The organism is Dapis purpurea BLCC-M126, assembly GCF_050015975.1.
Lineage (GTDB): Bacteria > Cyanobacteriota > Cyanobacteriia > Cyanobacteriales > Microcoleaceae > Trichodesmium.
On the sequence record NZ_JBNHER010000169.1, the window covers coordinates 10,947 to 26,818 of the forward strand.

Below are 15,872 nucleotides of genomic sequence, written 5' to 3' on the forward strand. Positions count from 1 at the left end.
GCCAATTTTACCGCTGGTGGCAACCAGGATATAGGCGATGTTAATGTTAATGCTGAAAATGATGCCACTGCCAATTTTACCGCTGGTGGCAACCAGGATATAGGCGATGTTAATGTTAATGCTGGAAATGATGCCACTACCAATTTCATCGCTGGCGGAGACCAGGATGTAGGCGATGTTAATGTTAATGCTGGAAATGATGCCACTACCAATTTCATCGCTGGCGGAGACCAGGATGTAGGCGATGTTAATGTCAATGCCGGAAATGATGCTACCACCAATTTTACCGCTGGGGAAAGCCAAAATACTGACAGTATAAACATCAATGCAGGCAATGAATCTATAACTATTCAAAACCCACAAACGAATCTAAATACAGATAGTATGTCAGTAATTTCTAACAATAATAATTCAATTATTAACCCTCTTGTCACTCAAAATAATCCCCAGAATAATAATACAAACACCCTGAATAATTCCACAAATAATACCACTACAGATCCCCTAGAAAGCAACACTTTCTCAACAACCACAACCTCCGATATAATTTCAACCGCTACCCCGAGCAATAATAACCAAACAACTAATACAGACACTGCTAAAGAAAAAACAGAATCATCTATCAACAATACCACCGATACTCAAGAAATATTAAATATAATTGATACTGTTAATACCAATCCTCTCACAGTTGCTACAGGTTCAAACCAAATAGTAACAATGTTAGAACAAAACCGCATCAAAGAATATTCAGATTATTTTGGAGAAGACTTATCAGAAAATTTAGTCAATACAAAAAACGTCCGAGATATTTTGACAGACATAGCTGCTCAAACAGGAAAAGAATCAGCCGTTGTTTATATTAATGCTTATCAAGATCAAATACAAATCATATTATTTACTAAAAACGGTCAGCCAATTCTCAAAACCATTCCCTCCGTTAATCGTCAAAAATTGCAACTAGCTGCTATCAGATTAATGTCAGAAATTATCGACCTCACAAATCTTCAATCAACAAGTTATTTGGCAGAATCTCAACAATTATATAAGTGGTTAATTGCCCCAATTTCAGCCGAATTATCAGCAGCTAATATTGATACTATTTTATTCAGTATGGATAGTGGTTTTCGTCTGTTACCTCTGGCAGCTTTACATGATGGAGAACAATTCTTGATTGAGAAATATAGTATTAGTTTAATTCCTAGTGTGAGTTTAATGGATAGTCGTTATAATTCTGTGAAAAATACAACTTTATTAGCTATGGGAGCTAGTCAATTCACTGATAAACCTTCTTTGCCTGCTGTACCCATAGAATTGCAAACTATTTCTCAGAAATTATGGCGGGGAAATATTTTCTTAAATGAAGAATTTACCAAAAATAATTTGATTAATGAACTAGATAATCGTTTATATCCTATTATCCATTTGGCAACTCATGCAGAATTTCGAGCAGGAGATGCAAATGATTCTTATATTCAGTTATGGGATGATAAATTAGGTTTAGATGAAGTCCGAAAATTGAGATGGAATAGTAAGAAAGCAGAATTGTTAGTATTATCTGCTTGTCGTACTGCTGTAGGAGATCATAATGCCGAATTAGGTTTTGCCGGGTTAGCGATCGCTACAGGAGTTAAATCTGCTTTAGGTAGTTTTTGGTTAGTGAGTGATGAGGGTACTTTAGCATTGATGACGGAGTTTTACTCTTATTTAGATGATGTTAAAATTAAAGCAGAGGCATTAAGAAAAGCACAATTAGCGATGTTGAGAGGGGAAGTTGTGATAGCAGATGGCACCTTAAGGGGTTCAGGTAGTCGTGGGGATGTGAGTTTGCCACCACAATTGGAGAATATTCAAAATAAGAATTTTGCTCATCCTTATTATTGGGCAGGGTTTACTATGGTTGGTAGTCCTTGGTAATTAAATTTTGTGAGTTTTGTATACCTCATGGGAATTATGAGCTAATTTTATAAAATTGTCTTCAAGTTATTTGAGACAATAATATAGAAATAATCATGGTTTCAGAGGAGGACAATGACTCAATGCATCATAAATTTTTTCCTCCACAGGAGACTCTTCTATAGAAGTTGCATCCACAGCAGGATTTCGATACTGTTGTATTCATCATTGGGGTTATAACTATATTTACTGTCACTATTTACTGTAAGTAATGATCCCGACGGCAGTGTAATTTCTTCACCTATATCACTGCTGTTACTATTAACTTCTGTTACAACTAAAATGTCATTGCTGTCTGGCTCTCTCTCTTCTCCATTGGTATTATTGTTAAGTACATTTTCATTCTCAAGTACAACATTAGTAGTAGTTGTGATACCATCCGATGCAACAATAGCAGTGCCAGCGATACTCATGGAAAATTTTTTGGTCAATTGTGAAATAATCATGCTTTGATTTCCTCTGAAAAATATGTTGAAATTGGTTTTTAGAGTTGAATTTATTCTCGACTCAACCATATTTTTATTATCAGTGCATTTATGGATGAACCGGGAATTTGTGAATTAGTTGTCACAAAAAATTCTGTTGCGGTTGTATACCTGCAAAAAAGTACACAATGACTTGTGGAAAACTACATTTTGTGTTTTTTTTAAGCTCAAACGTGCAATTACAGTGCATTTTAAGATGGTAAAGTACACTTATTAATCTCTTTTTTCCCTTTTACCTACAATCTGAAGACTCCTGTCAGTGGCTTTTTAGCCCTTGCATAAGCGGATTTCCAGTTATACAGTTATCACATTTGCTACTTCCCATCAATTCAAACTTGACAGACTAATAGTCTTAAATAATTTCGGGGTTGGTGAATCAAGCTATAAAACTTCAACTTGGCCAAATATAAAATGCTTTTCTGTTAAGAGTCAGGGAATAAGTATTAATACACAATTAATGCACAATCATAGCCAAAATAAGCAACGCCATAATTTCCTTTCCTACTTCAGTAGCAGGAAAGTTGTATAAAATATACAGGAATAGAAGAAACTTTACTCATAGGAGACTAATAATGGCACAATTGGTTAGATTTCAGTTAGATGATGATGAAGAGTCCTTTGTATATATGGAAGTGGACAAAAAACTACTACCAATAGGTAGCTATGAAGATGAAGATGATGGGGAAATTGGAATTGGAGATGAAGTGGCTCAACAAGCCAAACAAACACTAGGAAAAGCCTTGTCTAGTATTAAGCCTGTGGCAAACGCAATTATAAAAAAGGTCCAGGACTTAAACAAACCAGCCGATGCTGTAGAGGTTAAATTTGGGGTAAAAATGAGTGGCGAACTGGGTGCTATTATCGCATCAGGTAGCGCAGAAGTCAACTATGAAATTACTCTGAAATGGAACAATACTGGGAGTAAGCCTAACTAGAGAGACTTCAAGGTGGATAACATTATATGAGTTTAGCACCAGAATTAGTTGTTGTTAGGGTTTTTAAATTTAAACAACGAGGCATTGTTGGGTCGGGGTTTTTAGTTTCCTCTCAGTATATCTTAACTTGTGCCCATGTAGTTGCATTATCCGTAAGTTCTTCTGAAGAAACTGCCAAGCAAGTTAAGAAGAAAGAAAAAAAGCCTACTCAAATCATTGAAATTGATTTTCCAGTTCTAGAAATGGGCAGAAAACTGGAGACGCAAGTGGTTTTTTGGCAACCTGTGAAAGATAATGAAAGTGTGCAAGATATTGCGGTACTAAAACTAATAAATCCCGATTTACTTCATAAATTGGCCAAACCTATGAAGTTAATTAGCATAGGAAATGAAAACCTTCGGGGAAAAAGCTTCAGAGCATTAGGTTTCCCAAAAAACGGAAGTAGTGGGGAATGGGCTACTGGAGAAGTTATAGGCCAGGTAGGTAAAGGTCGTATGCAGCTAGAGGGAACTAAAGGAACAGGAATTGGTTTGCAAGAAGGGTTTAGTGGAACTGCTATCTGGGATGAAACACTTCAAGGAGTTGTCGGTATGGCAGTTACAGCAGACAAGGAACGTCCTGAAGCTAAGGTGGCCTTTATGATACCAACAGACTTGCTGTTACAAGTAGGGGACTTGGCCAATGTTTGTCAGGTTGATGGGAGAGTACAACAGGCGATCGCTATCCTCCAGAATTATTTTCGAGATTATAGCAAAGAGATACGCTATGCTTACTACCAATCTTTGCCAGAAAATTCTATTCCTCTGAATTCTGGGAAGTCTTTATATGAGTTTCCTGACTCTATGAGCGAGATGATTCAGAATTTGGAAAACTATCATATACTGAACAAGTTCATCGGTTATTTATATTTACATCTCTCAGCTCTCAAAAATCAAAAGCCTTTTGTTGAGTTTCGTAAAAAGTTAGCACATTGGCTGAAAAGTTATGTAAAAGATACTAAGGCTTTTTTGGAAGAAGTGCAAGAAGAGCAAGCTATTAAGAATCAACAACTATCTCAAACAGAAGAACAAGAATCTTATCCCTACATATTGGTAAAAGTTCTGGAAAAAAGTAGTTCATTTTCTGTGAATGCGTGGTTAATTGAAGATGCCGGAACTTACAATTTTGAGACACCTACAGGGTTACATTGTCTGACTGATGCAGAAGGCGAACCTATAGATAAAAAACTACAAAAATTATCAGAATTGATGGATGATTGGCTAAACAATAAGATATATAATATCTTAATTAAAGATAATATTGTTAAGTTAATTCACTGTTTTTTACCAACTAAATTACTAGCGTTTGCTTCTATAGACAAGCTAATACTTGAAATGTCTAGTGTAGAAGCTACTTGGGGAGGGGAATATCAAGTTACTGTAGGTTTCTCGGAACGTTTATATGCAAAGGATGAGAAGACTAATCGCTGGAGAGGTAAGGGAAAAATTTTTCGGGAAAAACTAGAAGAAACATCTAACAAAGTTCTTAAATCAATTGAGAATAATAATTCGGTAAAAAGGTTATATAAAGAGCTAAAAGAATCTGATGGTGCTTGCTTGAAGATGGCAATGCGAGAGTCTAAACCGGAGCAAACAATGAACTTATTATTAGAGGCGGGTATTCCTTTGGCTCTGTGGTTGAGGGAAAAAGTAGAGGATGTGGGCTGTTTAGATAATATTTGTCAGTATAGTCTAAATATGCTGAGGGAGCATATCAAAACGCAACGTTTAGATGCTTGGGAGCAAGAGATTGACACCCACGTTGGCAATCACTTATCATTACTTTGGGATGACCCTAATCTTGTACCACCTGTTCAACAACTGAGGATGCCGGAATAATGAGTGACTGGGAAATTTTCAAACAAAACACAGAACCTCACGATAGCATCGAAAATTTGCCACCGCCTCCCAGTTGGCGACCCTTTGGTCAAGAAAATAAACCTGGTGAAAGTCGCCTGAAACGACGGGGTGAAACTTTTCAGGTACGTCCTGATGAAGTAAAAATGATTAACGCTGCACTATACTTGAGGCGACCTCTACTAATCACAGGAAAACCAGGCACGGGTAAATCTTCCCTTGCTTATGCTGTAGCTCGACAACTAAAACTGGGAGAAGTGCTTTACTGGCCAATTACCACCCGCACTACCTTAAAAGAGGGACTATACAGTTATGATGCCATTGGTCGGTTGCAGGAGGCTAAACAACAGGAAAACCCAAATAATCAAACTCTTTCCCCAGAACAACGTCGAGAACAAATACAACAGATTGAAAAATATATAACTCTGGGGTCTTTAGGAACTGCTTTGCTACCCTCAAAATATCCTCGCGTTCTCCTGATAGATGAGATTGATAAAAGCGACATTGACCTACCCAACAACCTACTGACTATTCTAGAAGAAGGGTCATTTGAAATCCCAGAATTGGTGAGAATTAAGAAAGAGATAGACACGGTGACAGTGCGTACTGCTTACACTGACACAACTGAGGAAAAAACAGGCTCTCAGATGGAGGCGGAGGTTCAAAATGGGCGGATAACTTGCACCTCTTTCCCTTTTGTGGTAATGACAAGTAATGGAGAGAGGGATTTTCCCGCACCTTTTTTACGGCGGTGTTTGCGCTTAACAATGAAATCTCCGACAAAAGAGGAGTTGACCAGAATTGTTACTGCTCATTTTAATCAAGCTACTGCTGAACAAGAAAAAATTCAAACACTCATTGAAGATTTTATCAATCTCCGAGAAGAAGGAACCTTGGCAACTGACCAGTTACTGAATGCAATTTTTATGGTAAAAGAGGGTCGCATTCCTGCGACAGAAGGTAAAAAATTCTCTGAAGATAAATTAGTGCAGCAACTTTTCCAAGATTTAGGAAGAGTTGAGGATGAGGATTAAGCCATGAGTAATTCTAGTTTTCATCATGCCATTGAACGTTTGATAGATCGACTTGATGAAACCGGAATGTTAAAACGTTTGGAACTCAGCGATGAAGATATTGCTGATAGTATTTGGTTAGCTCTACAAATGGGTACGGTAGAGACTCAATCACAACAGGAAAAAAAAACATCGCCCGAACAACCTCTGACTATTGAAATTGAGGAAAGTGAACCTATTGAACCTGTCACAAATAGAGAACCCACAGTTGAAGTCATTACAGAAGAGTCAATTAGCAAAACCCCTGAACAAACTCCAGTCAAAGGTTTACCTTTTCAAACTCCTGGTGCTCCAGCTCTCCTTAATGTACTAGAATTAGGCCGTGCGCTGCGCCCTTTGATGCGGAAAGTTCACTCTCTCACACGAGAAGTCCTAGACGATGAGGCAACGGTAAATCAAATTGCCGAGCGGGATATATGGTTGCCCGTTACCAAACCAGAACCAGAACGGTGGCTCGATCTAGAACTGGTAGTAGAAGAGTCTAGTTCAGCTTTTATTTGGAGAGAGACAGTTAATGAACTACAACAAGTCTTTGAAACTCAAGGAGCATTTAGAAATGTACGAGTCTGGAGTTTGCTCAGTTCAAATGGGAAATTAAAATTAGTCCGGCGACACCAGAGTGGAAAACCCAGGCAACGTCAACATAGTCATCGAGAATTAATTCATCCAAACCAACGGGGGGTAGTTATTTTCGTAAGTGACTGTACCTCTAAGGTTTGGCAAAATACGACTATTCACCACTGGTTAAAAGCTTGGTCAGAAAAAAGCCCTACTACGGTACTACAACTGTTCCCCGAATATCTTTGGGATAGTACCCAACTGGGAGCAGGGCGAAAATTATTCGGTACTGCCATTACACCAGGAGTTGTTAACCCCCGTCTGGTGTTGGAAAATCTACCCTCGTGGATACCTATAGACTGGAAAAATGCTTTGGTTTTACCAGTTATTTTGCCAGAACCCGAACTGTTGAAAAGTTGGTGTCGGGTGATGTCGGGAACAAGTAACGCACGAGTACCTATATTTTTATTTGATTTAGTATTTGTTCAAAAACAATATCATGCTCAACCAGAGCAACCCGAATCTAAAAAAGAACTTTCAGCCGAAATTAGGGTGAGGCAATTTCTGGCAACAACTTCTATTACTGCTCAACAACTGGCAGGAATGATGGCAGCAGCTCCCGTAAATTTATCTGTAGTTAACCTAATTCGTAAAACCCTCTTACCAGAAGCTACCCCGGTTCATGTGGCAGAAGTTTATATGGGAGGTTTGCTTGCTGCAACTGACTCTCAGGGTAAAGAACAAATCTATGAATTTCTTCCTGGTGTCCGCCAAGAGTTGAATCAGGCAATGGGACGTAATGAAACTACAGCCGTCCTCGATGCTATTTCTGGTTACATAGCTGAAAAAATTGACAGACCTATTCGTAGTTTTCGGGCGTTGTTGGCGTTGTTGCCTCAATATGAAGAGGAAGACCGGGAGAAAATTTTACCTTTTGCTCAAGTTGCCGTTGAGGTATTGGCAAATCTAGGGGGAGAATATGCCAAATTTGCTCGTGAAGTTGCTCGGAATATTACACCTGTTCCAGTTCCCCCCATTGTTGAGCCTGGAGAAGTCAAGTCAGAACCTCAAATTTTAATTAATACCTTTGATGTCGCCTTCATTGATATTGAGGAAACTGTAATGTTTGAGTTTGATGTGGCAACGTTAGAAAAAGATGAAAATGAATGGGTAATAAAAAAACAACGGCAACAAGCTACAGGTATTGTTGAAGATTTAGGTGATGGAATCAAACTTGAACTGGTGGAAATTCCCGCAGGAAAGTTTCTCATGGGTTCCCCAGAAGATGAATTGGAACGCTCTAGTGATGAAAGTCCTCAACATGAAGTGAATATTTCAGCTTTTCTCATGGGGCGTTATCCCATTACTCAAGGTCAGTGGAAAGCCATTGTTAATAATGTGCCGAAAATTCAACGTTACCTTAACTCTAACCCTTCATATTTTAAAGGAGATAATAGACCTGTAGAAAGAGTGTATTGGTACGATGCAGTAGAATTTTGTACCAGACTCTCCAGATATACGGGCAGAAACTATCGGCTCCCCAGCGAAGCTGAATGGGAATATGCTTGTCGTGCAGGAACGACTACACCCTTCCATTTTGGGGAAACCATTACTACAGATTTAGCAAACTATGACGGCAATAACACCTATCGACAAGGGAGAAAAGGTAAGTATAGAGGAAAAACAACTCCTGTAGGTAGTTTTGCAGTGGCGAATGTTTTTGGTTTATATGATATGCACGGTAATGTTTGTGAATGGTGCGAAGATGATTGGTACAGTGATTATGAGAATGCCCCTAATGATGGTAGTCCATGGCGGGATCATCAAAATACTATAGAAACTATAAAAGTCATTCGTGGCGGCTGGTGGGGCTACGATCCGGGGGGGTGTCGCTCTGCAAGCCGTAACCTCTATTTTACGGATGACGCGGATGACTTGGAGAACTTTATTGGTTTTCGTGTATTACTTATAACTGATAACTTAAAATGGTAAGGATAACTATTCGTAAAAAGAAGCAACAGGCTGAATATTATATTGAAGACCTGGGTAATAATGTTGAGTTGGCTATGGTGAAGATTCCAGGGGGTAACTTCCTTATGGGTTCCCCAGAAATTGATAATTACCTCTGGTTAAAACCGTTATTGATTGAAGATTGGGAAATATCATTTCTTTTTTTCCGCTATCCATAGGACAGGCTTTAAACCACAATTATTTAATTAACAATTAATAATTAATAATTCGGTAATAGTGCTTTAGGATCTAGCACACCCTAGTCGATAGTAGCGACTATGATGCCAACTATAGTTTTGATTGGTACTTTCTTGAGTTTTGGAAGATGCTTTGTTAGTTTCGTCGCTAAAGAGAGGAGTTGATTTTTTCAGTAAGTCTCTTTGTACTGCAATCAAAGCACGATTTACTGCCACAGCAATTGTTTGTTTATAATCTTTTTCAGCTTTTTTTATTTGAAATTGCCAACCTTCCTGACTACAAGCATATAATGGTGGGAGACGATTCAAGGCATAAGTTTCTATATCAGCTCGCTTAATATATTTTGCCAACTTTTGAGGGAGCAATCTCATTTTGCGATTTACTTCCTTTGCAACCATCTCTTCCATAATATTGATATATTTATTTTGGGAGTTAGTCTGAATCATGTGAGTTTTCCTTATTTCTATTCAAAATATTTCTTGAACCTACATATCAACAAGTAGATGTTAATATTGGTATGTTGAGTCTTTTTTGTTGTATCCTCAACATATTCTTATTATCAGTGTATTTATGGATGAGTAGGGAGAATGTGCATAAGTCGTCACAAAAAATTCTCCTGCTGTTCTGAACGTGCAAAAAAATACACAATAACTCGTCAGGAATTACATTTAGTGTTTTTTTTAAAGATTAAACTTGCAATTAAATGCCTTTTCCACCACCTTACAACTGGGTTGGTTAGGATATATGTAATGAAACAAGAACATTAGGCAAATTACTTTAATTAACTTGTTTGCTGGAAACAGCTAATAACAGACGATCAGGTTGCTTTAAACAGTCTACTTATAATTCGCAAGGACATAATTATGGTTATTGATAAAAAAACAGAATCTCACAATACACTCAAAACATTATTAGCTGTCCAGGAACTTAGACAAAAAGAGCATTTGTTGGGACTTATTTTGGATCAGGTTCATCAGTCTTTAAATTTGGATGAAATATTAGAGACTACAGTAGAGTCGGTACGGCTGTTTTTGGAATGTGACCGTGTGGTGATTTATCGTTTCTTAGAAGATGGAAGAGGTATCATAGAAAAAGAATCTGTTGCAGCAGGTTGCACTCCAATGTTAGGTCAAATTATTGACGATCCATGTTTTCTAAAGACAAATATTATAGAACGCTACAAACAAGGTTGTACTAATCTAATAGATGATGTTGAAACTCCAGATGTTAACAAATGCAATACCGAGCTACTTAGAAAGTTTCAAGTGAAAGCAAGTATAGTACTGCCAATCTTAATTAATCAAGAAGCGGAAAAACAAGATACAGACAAAACTACATGGGGGTTAATAATAGCTCATCAGTGTACTCACAAACGACAGTGGCCGATATCAGATACTGATTTATTAGAGCGTTTGGCAACTCAGACAGCGATCGCTATTCAAAAAGCTGAACTTTTTCATCGTTTAGAAAAACGAAATCAAGAATTAGAAAAAATAGCTTATATTGATCGTTTGACAGGAGTATCTAACCGTCGCCACTTTGAAGAAAAATTCCACGAAGAATGGAAAAGGTTAACACGAGATAATACTTCGATGTCAGTAATTATGGTAGATGTGGATTATTTTAAGCACTACAATGATACTTATGGTCATCAGCAGGGAGACAAATGTTTGGCACGAGTGGCTCAAGCTATAAGTGCTGTAGTGAAACGACCAGGAGATTTTGTAGCTCGATATGGTGGAGAAGAGTTTGTGGTTGTGTTGCCAAATACTCCCATAGAAGGAGCGTTGAAGGTTGCAGAAAATATCAGAAGAGAAATCGAAGCTTTAGAAATTCCTCATACAGCTTCGGCAGTGAGTAACTGGGTGACAAGTAGTTTAGGAGTAGCAACTAGTAACTGGTCTAATCAATCTAATCCTGAGATGTTGCTACAAGCAGCAGACATGGCTCTTTACAATGCTAAAAAAGCTGGTAGAAATCGAGTTGAAACATCTAAATCAGCAGATGTTGTGGGAGTTGATTTAGAAGTAAAATATCCAGCTACCTTATCAACAGCTAAAGTATTTGAATGTGCAAAATATTCTCAAAATTTAGTTGCTAAACTATCTTACCTACAATGGTTAAATATAGATAAATTTATTGGTTCTACTAGCTGGAAAATAGCTTCTATGAAAATAGAATTTTTGCAGAAAAAAATAGTTAATTTTAATCAAAATAGATTGCATAATTTAACTAATTACTTCGCCAATAAATACGGCAAATTTGTCATTAAAAATTTCAATTTTACTGGAATATTAACGCATCATAATCCAGCTCTATTTCCTCCCAGGATGGGAGCTAGAGGGGTGTGTTTATATCAAGGGTTTGATATGTTTAAAAAGCAATTAGAATATAAATTTCAATGGTACGGTTCTGGGGTTATTTTTGTTAATAAGTTTTATCCATCACCAAAGAATTGCTAGCTTGCTTGGCAAGTCCTAATTCTCCTCTAGTAGTCATATTCAGGATATGAGTTAATAGGTACGGATTTATGGAGTAATAAAATATTTGTTTTAAGGAATCAAAAATTATCGTCCTATAATAAAAATATAAGATAATTTTGTGAAAATTTAGCTTTGAATAATCGTTAAATATATAAAAATTAAGAGAGAAAAAATAGACTTAAATGTTTTGCTGCTGCTGTTTACTGAAGACTCTATAAAATCAATCTAAATATTTTTTTCATGGTTAAAATATCTCAATGTATTAATGTGTGTAACATTCTTTTTTCAAAATAGTATGATTTACTGTTTGAAAACATCGTAATGTCATTAAATCAGGACTTACGCATGAGGTACGAAAAACTAAGATTTGAGATTGCTATCCGTTCCGGACTGCTCCGCAAACCCTGTCGGTCGTAATGACAAAAATACGTTGTACTGCCTAAGTCCTATAAATTATAGAATAGATTGACAAATTAATATTAATTATGATATAAACTCCACTTAGTAAAATTTGAGATTATTTATCAATGACATCCCTAACTTCAGAGCAATATAAACAGAAAATGCAGCGCCGTAAAGAAGTGCAAGAAGAACGAGTATCTCAAGCTGCTCAGGAAAAAGGCTTAATTATTGTGAATACTGGCAATGGTAAGGGCAAAACTACAGCAGCTTTGGGTATGGTAATGCGTTCTTTGGGTCATGGCTACCGAGTGGCAATTATCCAATTTATTAAAGGTGCTTGGGAACCAGCAGAAAAAGCAATTTTTAGCAAGTGGGGCGAACAAATATCTTTTCATGCTTTGGGTGAAGGGTTTACTTGGGAAACTCAAGACCGCGATCGCGACATTCAGAAAGTTTATGAAGCTTGGAATTTGGCTTTAACTTTTATCCGCAACCCAGATTTTAAGTTAGTCTTGCTTGATGAAGTTAATGTTACTCTAAAATTGGGTTATTTAAAGTTAGAAGATTTATTAACTGGCTTAGAGGAAAAACGAGTAGATTCTCATATTATTCTTACAGGTAGAGGTGCCCCTTCTGATTTAATTGAAAGGGCTGATTTAGTGACAGAAATGAAGATGATTAAGCATCCTTTTAGAGAGCAAGGTGTAAAGGCACAACCTGGTATTGAGTATTAGTATAGAAAGAAGGAAGAATGTTTGATATTTTTGGGTTTAAGTCTCTTCTTCCTCAATCAAAAAAGCAGAAAAATTCTAGATGTTATTGCTCAATTAAATAAAGAAGTTTATAGAACAAAGAAAAGGAAGTAGTGATAATTAATATTTCCTATTTGTAGCAAACATTTATCAAACTGGTATAATACCAATTGCCAAAAATAATCCTATACTTCAGTCAGACTTCAACGATTAAGCAATCAGTAGGATTCAATAATATTTTTGACAATTATTCAGATATTATTACTATTTTTCTCGCTCCCCTACCCCCTTACTATTCCACCAAATCAAATATAGGAAAATTTTTGATATTTGGTCTAATACCTAATATCATATCCGGTTGAGTGATTATTATATAGTTAAGGGAGTTGGGGAGAAGAGGGATATTTGATATTTGTCGTGAGACGATGGCTTTTTTCATAATTAATTAAACAAACTCCTATCTTAATATTATATAACTGGATTCTATACAATACCTTTTTTAGAGATATGTTGCCAACTGTTTGATATTTGGTACAACATTCCATTACCAAATTAAATGTTGATAGTTAGTTTGACAAGTTTTTAATATTCGGAAATCATTATCACTAACTTGATTTATTCGGTGATATTTTGTCAGGTCTACTGTGTAATCAGAAGCACTATTATCATAACTATCTATAACCTTTACCTGTAAACTATCTTTTTGATGAATACCATAAAAGCAGTAAAAGGATGAATAGGGTAGATAAAAAGCACCTATGACCTTACCATTTTTCAAATTGAACACAAAATACTCATTCTGAATTTGATCTGGCTGCCTAGACTGACCAAAAAGGTAAATTCCATTGGTCGGTAATACATTATTGTAGTCTATTTCTGAAGAAAACTTTGGCCTCTCTTCCTTAAGCTTAACAGAAATAGATTTATAATGTATTACTGGCCTATTAACTACACCATAAGTCAATATAGAGTAGGTTGCGATCGCCACTAACCTAAAAATCACGAATATTGCTGAATTATTATCTACACCATTATCATACCCATATAAAAGCATAAAGGTCTATTTTTTAACAATTTTTGTTCCTTTCTCAACCGAAACAAAAGTTATTTTCTCAAATAAAATTCCTTGTAGAGATAATCATTAAAAATAACTATCTCCACAAGGAATGATGTCAATTTGAGATTAACAACAGAGGAATCTATGCGAGGAAGATACTCATACCTAGCTAGCTACATACTCTCGTACCTTGGCCTGACGACGACGCAAATGGGCCAAAGCCTGATGTTCTAGTTGGCGAACTCGCTCACGACTGAGCTGGAGTCTCTCTCCCACTTTAGCCAATGACATCTCTTTACCATCCTCAAGACCAAAACGCAATATCAATACACGACGTTGTTGTTCAGTCAATTCCCCCAGTAGGGTATTTAAATCTTGACGCAACAACTCACCAGTGATATAGTCATCTGGAGAAGATGTTTCATCTTCTAAAAGTTCTTGCAACTCAGTGTCTTGATTATCTCCAACCCGTAAATCTAAAGAAATAGGATGACGGGCCATCAAGAGATATTCTCTAATTTGAGAAGGCTCTAGCTCCAAAGCTTGGGCAATCTCAGAAGGGGTAGGGCTACGACCCAAATTCTGAATTAGTTCTCTCTGAACTCTTTTAATTTTGTTGAGCTTTTCAGTAATGTGAATAGGTAAGCGAATAGTACGAGCTTGTTGTGCGATCGCTCTAGTGATTGCCTGACGAATCCACCAGTAAGCATAAGTAGAAAATTTGTAGCCCCGTGTAGGGTCAAATTTTTCTACTCCTCGTTCTAAACCAAGAGTACCTTCTTGAATTAGATCCAAGAATTCCATATTTCGCTTTTGGTATTTTTTAGCGATCGCTACTACTAAGCGCAGATTAGCTTCAATCATTTTTTGCTTGGCACGTTGACCTTGCTTCATTGCTTGCTGAAGTGTTTCTAAACTTAGTCTTACATATTCTGCCCATTCAGGCCCAGTTGCTGCTCTATTTATTTTTTCCTCTAGTTTTTCTTTTGACTCTAGCAGTTGCATCATTTGCTGTACCTGCTTACCATAAACAATCTCTTCCTCACGAGTTAGGAGCGGTACACGACCAATCTCATGTAAATAAGTACGAACTGTATCCATTGAGGAGTAAGAGCTACCGCTAAATTTAGTTTGAGTTGTCTTTTGAGTTTTATTTTCTTGATTTAGTTTTGACATTTTTGTAATAAACTCCTTTAATAAATATTGCAGTAGTTATAATTTGCTCCTGATAGTGGGAGTCTATATATAGACAACTACATGAGGATAGGCTTGCCCATCCCCCAAAAATTCTATAAAGTGGGAAAAACTTTATAATTGGACTTTAGCTATCTTGATTTTTGCATGGAACTATAAGACAAATCCAATATCTACATAATTTATATTAATAAAAATTATATTTTAGTTTCCATGTCAACTAAACTGACTATGAGTTTGCTTTTCTTGTTTGTAATACAAGCTTAGACTAAATTCCTTGATAAAATGTTCATTCTATAGATATAAAATCTTAATTTTTCCTTAAGAGTATTAGCAACTGAGATTAGCTCCAATAGCAACTGAGATTAACTCCAACTTATCCTTCTCAATTTCCGCAAACCTTTGGTAAAATTATTATTTATTTAGTTAACTATCTACTCCATTCCATAATGGCTTAACATATAATCAAGAAGCAACTATAACAACAGAGAGATAACCGAACTCTTCCTATAAGTTTGAGTTTGACAAAGAAAGCTGAAAATTTACTTGTGTTTTCATAAAATCTCCAGAAAAACACTACCCAAAAATTATGGATTTTTTGAGAACCATTGGACACATGTTACATTGTAACATAAAAATAAATTTTTTGATCGATCAAATCAATTTAAATTTTTTCTGCCCTTTATCAAAATAATTGGGTCTAAAACCCCCCCTTGATTGGCGCAATTTTTTTGGAGGGTTGCTCAAAATCCCCATTACAAAGGCACCTTCTGTACGTCGCCAATCCGATAGTTCCCCTATATGACTTCTGACCTAGGCGTAATATCAAATCCGGTAGTATCGGTGTAATTAGATAGTTAATCTAGGAGTCAGG

The 15,872-nt window shown here is 36.6% G+C and carries 12 protein-coding genes; 8 read left to right on the plus strand and 4 right to left on the minus strand.

Annotated elements, in window-relative coordinates; genetic code table 11:
- A partial coding sequence (locus ACP6PL_RS15060) for a CHAT domain-containing protein (RefSeq protein WP_426546080.1) occupies positions 1–1,917 on the plus strand: 1,917 nt, incomplete at its 5' end.
- A 158-nt stretch (positions 1,918–2,075) separates the two neighbouring features.
- Here ACP6PL_RS15060 and ACP6PL_RS15065 read toward each other — a convergent pair.
- Complete coding sequence (locus ACP6PL_RS15065) at positions 2,076–2,402, minus strand: hypothetical protein (RefSeq protein WP_426546081.1); 327 nt, start codon at positions 2,400–2,402, stop codon at positions 2,076–2,078.
- Between the two features lie 611 nt (positions 2,403–3,013).
- Here ACP6PL_RS15065 and ACP6PL_RS15070 point away from each other — a divergent pair.
- From ACP6PL_RS15070 to ACP6PL_RS15090, 5 genes are read left to right on the plus strand one after another with little or no spacing between them, the layout of a single operon-like run.
- On the plus strand, positions 3,014–3,376 hold the full coding sequence (locus ACP6PL_RS15070) for a CU044_2847 family protein (protein ID WP_426546082.1): 363 nt from the start codon (positions 3,014–3,016) through the stop codon (positions 3,374–3,376).
- Positions 3,377–3,402: 26 nt separating this feature from the next.
- Positions 3,403–5,253: a VMAP-C domain-containing protein gene (locus tag ACP6PL_RS15075; protein WP_426546083.1), complete on the plus strand. Its 1,851-nt coding sequence runs from the start codon at positions 3,403–3,405 to the stop codon at positions 5,251–5,253.
- Complete coding sequence (locus ACP6PL_RS15080) at positions 5,253–6,305, plus strand: AAA family ATPase (RefSeq protein ID WP_426546084.1); 1,053 nt, start codon at positions 5,253–5,255, stop codon at positions 6,303–6,305. Before ACP6PL_RS15075 ends, ACP6PL_RS15080 begins: the two co-directional genes overlap by 1 nt.
- 3 nt (positions 6,306–6,308) lie before the next feature.
- Complete coding sequence (locus tag ACP6PL_RS15085; protein WP_426546085.1) at positions 6,309–8,894, plus strand: SAV_2336 N-terminal domain-related protein; 2,586 nt, start codon at positions 6,309–6,311, stop codon at positions 8,892–8,894.
- Complete coding sequence (locus ACP6PL_RS15090; protein WP_426546086.1) at positions 8,888–9,091, plus strand: hypothetical protein; 204 nt, start codon at positions 8,888–8,890, stop codon at positions 9,089–9,091. Before ACP6PL_RS15085 ends, ACP6PL_RS15090 begins: the two co-directional genes overlap by 7 nt.
- 63 nt (positions 9,092–9,154) lie before the next feature.
- Here the strand turns inward: ACP6PL_RS15090 and ACP6PL_RS15095 are convergent, their stop codons facing one another.
- On the minus strand, positions 9,155–9,556 hold the full coding sequence (locus tag ACP6PL_RS15095; protein WP_426546087.1) for a late competence development ComFB family protein: 402 nt from the start codon (positions 9,554–9,556) through the stop codon (positions 9,155–9,157).
- 417 nt (positions 9,557–9,973) lie between these two features.
- Between ACP6PL_RS15095 and ACP6PL_RS15100 the strand changes: the two genes are divergently transcribed.
- Positions 9,974–11,572 carry a diguanylate cyclase gene (locus tag ACP6PL_RS15100; RefSeq protein WP_426546088.1) on the plus strand — a complete coding sequence of 533 codons (1,599 nt, stop codon included), beginning with the start codon at positions 9,974–9,976 and terminating at the stop codon, positions 11,570–11,572.
- Between the two features lie 548 nt (positions 11,573–12,120).
- A complete protein-coding gene (gene cobO, locus ACP6PL_RS15105) occupies positions 12,121–12,729 on the plus strand; it encodes a cob(I)yrinic acid a,c-diamide adenosyltransferase (protein WP_426546089.1) in 609 nt (202 codons plus the stop codon).
- Between the two features lie 562 nt (positions 12,730–13,291).
- Here cobO and ACP6PL_RS15110 read toward each other — a convergent pair.
- Both ACP6PL_RS15110 and ACP6PL_RS15115 read right to left on the minus strand, forming a co-directional pair.
- Complete coding sequence (locus ACP6PL_RS15110) at positions 13,292–13,801, minus strand: hypothetical protein (RefSeq protein WP_426546090.1); 510 nt, start codon at positions 13,799–13,801, stop codon at positions 13,292–13,294.
- A gap of 168 nt (positions 13,802–13,969) precedes the next feature.
- Positions 13,970–14,980 (minus strand): RNA polymerase sigma factor, RpoD/SigA family, encoded by a 1,011-nt coding sequence (locus ACP6PL_RS15115; protein WP_426546091.1) that lies wholly within the window; start codon positions 14,978–14,980, stop codon positions 13,970–13,972.
- Positions 14,981–15,872: the final 892 nt, after the last annotated feature.

Coding starts and splice junctions, on each gene's coding strand:
- ACP6PL_RS15065 (WP_426546081.1), bottom strand. CDS start 2,402: ATGATTATTTCACAATTGACCAAAAAATTTTCCATGAGTATCGCTGGC.
- ACP6PL_RS15070 (WP_426546082.1), top strand. CDS start 3,014: ATGGCACAATTGGTTAGATTTCAGTTAGATGATGATGAAGAGTCCTTT.
- ACP6PL_RS15075 (WP_426546083.1), top strand. CDS start 3,403: ATGAGTTTAGCACCAGAATTAGTTGTTGTTAGGGTTTTTAAATTTAAA.
- ACP6PL_RS15080 (WP_426546084.1), top strand. CDS start 5,253: ATGAGTGACTGGGAAATTTTCAAACAAAACACAGAACCTCACGATAGC.
- ACP6PL_RS15085 (WP_426546085.1), top strand. CDS start 6,309: ATGAGTAATTCTAGTTTTCATCATGCCATTGAACGTTTGATAGATCGA.
- ACP6PL_RS15090 (WP_426546086.1), top strand. CDS start 8,888: ATGGTAAGGATAACTATTCGTAAAAAGAAGCAACAGGCTGAATATTAT.
- ACP6PL_RS15095 (WP_426546087.1), bottom strand. CDS start 9,556: ATGATTCAGACTAACTCCCAAAATAAATATATCAATATTATGGAAGAG.
- ACP6PL_RS15100 (WP_426546088.1), top strand. CDS start 9,974: ATGGTTATTGATAAAAAAACAGAATCTCACAATACACTCAAAACATTA.
- cobO (WP_426546089.1), top strand. CDS start 12,121: ATGACATCCCTAACTTCAGAGCAATATAAACAGAAAATGCAGCGCCGT.
- ACP6PL_RS15110 (WP_426546090.1), bottom strand. CDS start 13,801: ATGCTTTTATATGGGTATGATAATGGTGTAGATAATAATTCAGCAATA.
- ACP6PL_RS15115 (WP_426546091.1), bottom strand. CDS start 14,980: ATGTCAAAACTAAATCAAGAAAATAAAACTCAAAAGACAACTCAAACT.